This is a genomic window from Candidatus Zixiibacteriota bacterium (assembly GCA_020853795.1).
Lineage (GTDB): Bacteria > Zixibacteria > MSB-5A5 > CAIYYT01 > CAIYYT01 > JADJGC01.
Genome location: JADYYF010000054.1, coordinates 1 through 4,260, shown reverse-complemented (window position 1 = coordinate 4,260; position 4,260 = coordinate 1). Strand labels below are relative to the sequence as shown.

General features: G+C 57.4%; 3 protein-coding genes. 2 read left to right on the top strand and 1 reads right to left on the bottom strand.

All coding sequences use genetic code 11. The features are described from left to right. Positions 1-285 precede the first annotated feature (285 nt). Positions 286-1,989 (top strand): HAMP domain-containing histidine kinase, encoded by a 1,704-nt coding sequence (locus tag IT585_03940; GenBank protein ID MCC6962382.1) that lies wholly within the window; start codon positions 286-288, stop codon positions 1,987-1,989. Beyond that, a complete protein-coding gene (locus tag IT585_03935; GenBank protein ID MCC6962381.1) occupies positions 1,979-2,665 on the top strand; it encodes a response regulator transcription factor in 687 nt (228 codons plus the stop codon). The genes IT585_03940 and IT585_03935 overlap by 11 nt, the downstream gene beginning before the upstream one ends. A gap of 222 nt (positions 2,666-2,887) precedes the next feature. Here IT585_03935 and IT585_03930 read toward each other — a convergent pair. After that, on the bottom strand, positions 2,888-4,260 hold a 1,373-nt coding region (locus IT585_03930; GenBank protein MCC6962380.1), incomplete at its 5' end, for a hypothetical protein.

The following is a 4,260-nucleotide window of genomic DNA, read 5'->3' as shown; positions in this document are numbered from 1 at the left end:
CGTCGGCAGCGTCGGTCCGGTCCAGGATCATTCCCAGCAGGAGGCTGAGCAGCAGCGCTATGACGATCTCCAACGTGATTCTCTTCATGAGCATTATCTCCTCTCTGTGAAATCTGTGGTCGTTGGTTTTCGTACGGGAAGGTAGCAGCCGGGTTGCCGGCGGCGAAGTTAATCAGTGTTAGCAACTGTTAAGAACTGTTAAGAGCGCTGGTACGACGGAGTTGAATCCGTATATTCGAAACCATGAATCTTTCGCGGCGTCGCGTTGTATTGATCGTCTTGCTGATGGCAATCTCACTGATCGGACTAATCTCGGTGCAGGTCTACCTTCTGGGGCTGGCGATGGAGCAGAAGGATCAGGCCTTCCGCCAAAATGTCTATGCCGCACTAAGTGCCGTCGCGCAGCGGCTCGAAGCAGGCGAAACCACCGACTGGGCGTTGGGCGCTGCCGGAAAGACATCCCCCGCCGGCCAATTCCAGTTGTTCGTTTCACACGAGGCGCACTCGCAGTCCGACAGTCTGCGGATCGAGACGATGCTTCTTGGACGCGACACTGCCCCGGGCTCCTTTGAAGAACTGCCGCCGGGTTCGCCGCTCTCGGTCAAGAACGGCGTGCTCACCTATCAGGTTACTGCGCCGCAGCATGTGACCATCCAGGCCTATGACCGCGTCGACGGAAGCAATCGGGTGGTGGTGGACACTTTCCGCACACCGGGGAGTTACCAGGTGGACCTGCAGGGGCAGGATCTGGATCGTGGCCAGTTTATGTGGGTCTTCCGCAGTGACTCGACGGCGCAGGTCTTTCAAGGGGGTGCCGGCTTGGCGGTGCAGATGCTCTCGCCGGCGATCACGCAGAGTCCCAAAGGCGATTTCGTTAGACGCATTGTCAGTAACCTCGTGATCGCCGAACTGGAGCCGATCGAAGCGCGCGTGGATGGTGATAAACTGGGCGCTTTGCTCGAGCGCTCGCTGGCTGAGGCCGGCATCGATCTCGACCATGAATTCGGCGTAACTTCCGGGTTGAGCGATTCACTGCGTATTGCCCGTCCGGCAAACTACTCGCGCGACTTACCGAGTTCCGTCTTTCGCACCCGGCTGTTTCCGCACGATCTGCTGGCGGCGCGCAGCGAGTTGGTGGTGTATTTCCCGGAACAAACCACGTATCTCTGGCGCCAGATGGCCTCACTGCTAAGCTTGAGTATCTTGTTCACGCTGATCGTCATCTTGATCTTTGCCTACGCCCTGCGCATCATTCTGGCGCAGAAACGACTGGCCGTGCGTATCGTCGACTTCATCAACAATATGACGCACGAATTCAAGACGCCGATTTCGACAGTGTCGCTGGCGGCCGAGGCCATGATGCGGCCGGACGTCATCGCTGAACCCGACAAGGTCACCCGTTATGGCCGCATGATCATGCACGAGAACCTCCGCATGCGGACGCAGGTTGAGAAGATTCTGCAGATGGCGGTGCTCGAGGAAGGGGACTATGAGCTCAAGCGCAGCCCCGTCGACATGCACGCGCTGATCAGCAAGGCGGTTGAGAGTATCAGTTTGCAGGTGGAAAACCGCGAGGGGAGCATCGCCACAGCACTGCGGGCGGATCGGGCGACCGTGGCGGGCGATGCGCTCCACCTGGTTAACGTGTTGAACAACCTGCTCGACAATGCCGGCAAGTATTCGCCCGAGCGGCCGGAGATCAAAGTGGCCACACAAAATCGGGATGACAAACTGGTAATCACCGTGAGTGATCGCGGCATCGGTATCAGCGAGGCGGACCGCAAGCACGTTTTCGAAAAATATTATCGCGTGCCGACCGGGAACATTCACGACGTGAAGGGTTTTGGCCTCGGCCTCAGCTACGTAAAGCTGATTGTCGAAATTCACGGTGGCGAGATTGCTCTGGACAGCGCGCCGGGGTCAGGCACCACCGTCACGATTACGTTACCCCTGGCACAATTGGCAAGCGGGGCTGACGATGCGCCGTAAGGTCCTGCTGCTCGAAGATGACGCCAATTTGGGTCTAATCCTGCAAGAGCAGCTGCAGATGAATGGCTTCGAGGTCATCCTGTGCAAGAATGGCCAGGAAGGACTGGCGGAATTCACGCCGCGCCGATTTGACCTCTGCCTGGTCGATGTCATGATGCCCAAACTCGATGGCTTCAGCTTTGCACGGGAAGTTCGCAGACGTGACGAGCAGACCCCGTTGATTTTTCTGACGGCCAAGTCGCTCAAGGAAGACAAGATCGAGGGCTTCAGAATCGGCTGTGACGACTATCTCACCAAGCCGTTCAGCATGGAAGAGTTGATGCTCCGCATCGACGCCGTGTTGCGCCGCAGCAAACCAGTCCCCGAGCCGGAATTGCCGACCGAATTCGAAATTGGCAGCTATCGTTTCGACTACACCCGGCAAACCCTGGCTTCACCAGTCACCAGCTACCATCTAACTCCGAAAGAGGCGGACTTGCTGCGGCTGCTGTGCTTGCACAAGAATCAGACGCTGGAACGTGAAGTTGCCTTGCGCGCCGTCTGGGGAGACGAAAGTTATTTTTCGGGCCGATCAATGGATGTCTTTATCTCCAAACTGCGGAAGTATCTCAAGGAGGACGACCGGATCGCGATCATGGGCATTCACGGCAAAGGCTTCCGGCTGGTTGTCAGTTAAGTGGCATGGGGCATGAACACACTGCCGGCAGCAAGTCCTCGCTGCCGGCGTGTTGGTTTCCTTCGGTCTCCCTCGCGGAAGCACTAAGGATACCCCGCCTTTTCGAACTTCTGGAGTCGTACCTCGGGGCGCCCATCCCTCCCTGGACACGCGCCAAGTCTCCTGCCTCCTTACAGATTCTGAATAGCTCCGACACGGCGATTGTGTGGAAACAAAAACGGACTATTGTGCGGATATTTCTTCAGCGGCGCGCAATTCCCCCTCGGTCACCAGCCGTCCGTCCCGATAATAGGTGACGAGATTGCGGACCGTATCGGCCCATTCGGTGCGGCTGACCGGCGGCAAGTCCCCACTGGCAACCAATTGGCGGAATTTCTTGGCGTAGGAATCGCTGAAGAGTACTTGCCGGACGCGGAAGTCGCAATCAATCTGGTAGTCGACTTGGAGCCCATCCATTGGTCGTCCCTCCTGAGTCTGAAAGTTGAAACGACAGCTGTCCTGATGTGAAGCGGAGCCACCGGTCTGGTAATCTCTCACTCCTGAAAATTCCATGACACGTGACGGAAGCAGGAATACCCAGTGCTGGCTTTCCACGCGCGGGACGAACCGCAGGTCGATGTCCCGGTTCCAGTAGGGCGGTGAGACGCCGGCCAAACCGAGTGGATCGACTTCAAAAAAGGCCTGGCAACCCATGCGGTTGCAGAAGCCGACGAAGGCAAACTCCTCAACGCCATCGTAGTCATGATCCTCGGCCCAAAAGAGCGACGCCGTTCCGGAGAAAATCAGCCATCCCAGTAAGTCGCCCGTCTTGTTCCAGAACTTGATATAGCCGCGGGCTGGATAGATGTCATTGATGATCGTCACGATCACACTCTCACCCCGATAGCGCGCCAGATAGGGAAACGGCCGTGGTTCCTTCTTATTGATCCCCGAGGGGACGCTATCCGTCGGATAAACATGGGAAATCCAGCCGTCGCGCTGGAACAGCAACGTCCCGTCGTCATCGAATACAAAAAGCTGGCCGGTCTGCGGCACTGCAATGTCCGTGCGCGGCATGTAGACAACCTCTGTCTCCGGATCAAGGTCGAGATTGCCTAGGCAATACTGCAGAGAATCGGCAAACATGGGATAGCCGAAGTCGTGAGTCCACACGCTTTGTCCCTTTTCGTTCAACGCCACGATCCTGGTATCGCGGATTTGCAGTGAAGCTGGATTCCAGTGGAAGAACGGGCTGACCTTCGGGAAGAGCAGACACATCAGGAAAAAGAGCACCAGCAACAACAACGGAATCTGTACCGAAGTCATGCGCGCGAGTCGACTCGCCCGCCGCGCTACGAAATCACCGATACAGACCTTCTGCGATCGCACTACATTGTGATCTGCGATGACATCGGTCAGCGCGCTCGCGCCGATCAAGATCAATTGCCGGCGCGGATATCGCTCAGTCAACTCCCGCAATCGTTCCCGCGCCGCCGCGAGATTCGCCTCCGGCACGATGACGTATCGGACGCGCGAATAGAATGCACGCTCGATCTTGACGCCGATTGTTGCCGGATTGGCCGGTTCCAGATTCCCGGCGGCATCGATCACACCGG

Bases quoted from the DNA above. Each gene is read 5' to 3' on its own strand.
- IT585_03940 (MCC6962382.1), top strand. From the start codon at position 286: ATGGCAATCTCACTGATCGGACTAATCTCGGTGCAGGTCTACCTTCTG.
- IT585_03935 (MCC6962381.1), top strand. From the start codon at position 1,979: ATGCGCCGTAAGGTCCTGCTGCTCGAAGATGACGCCAATTTGGGTCTA.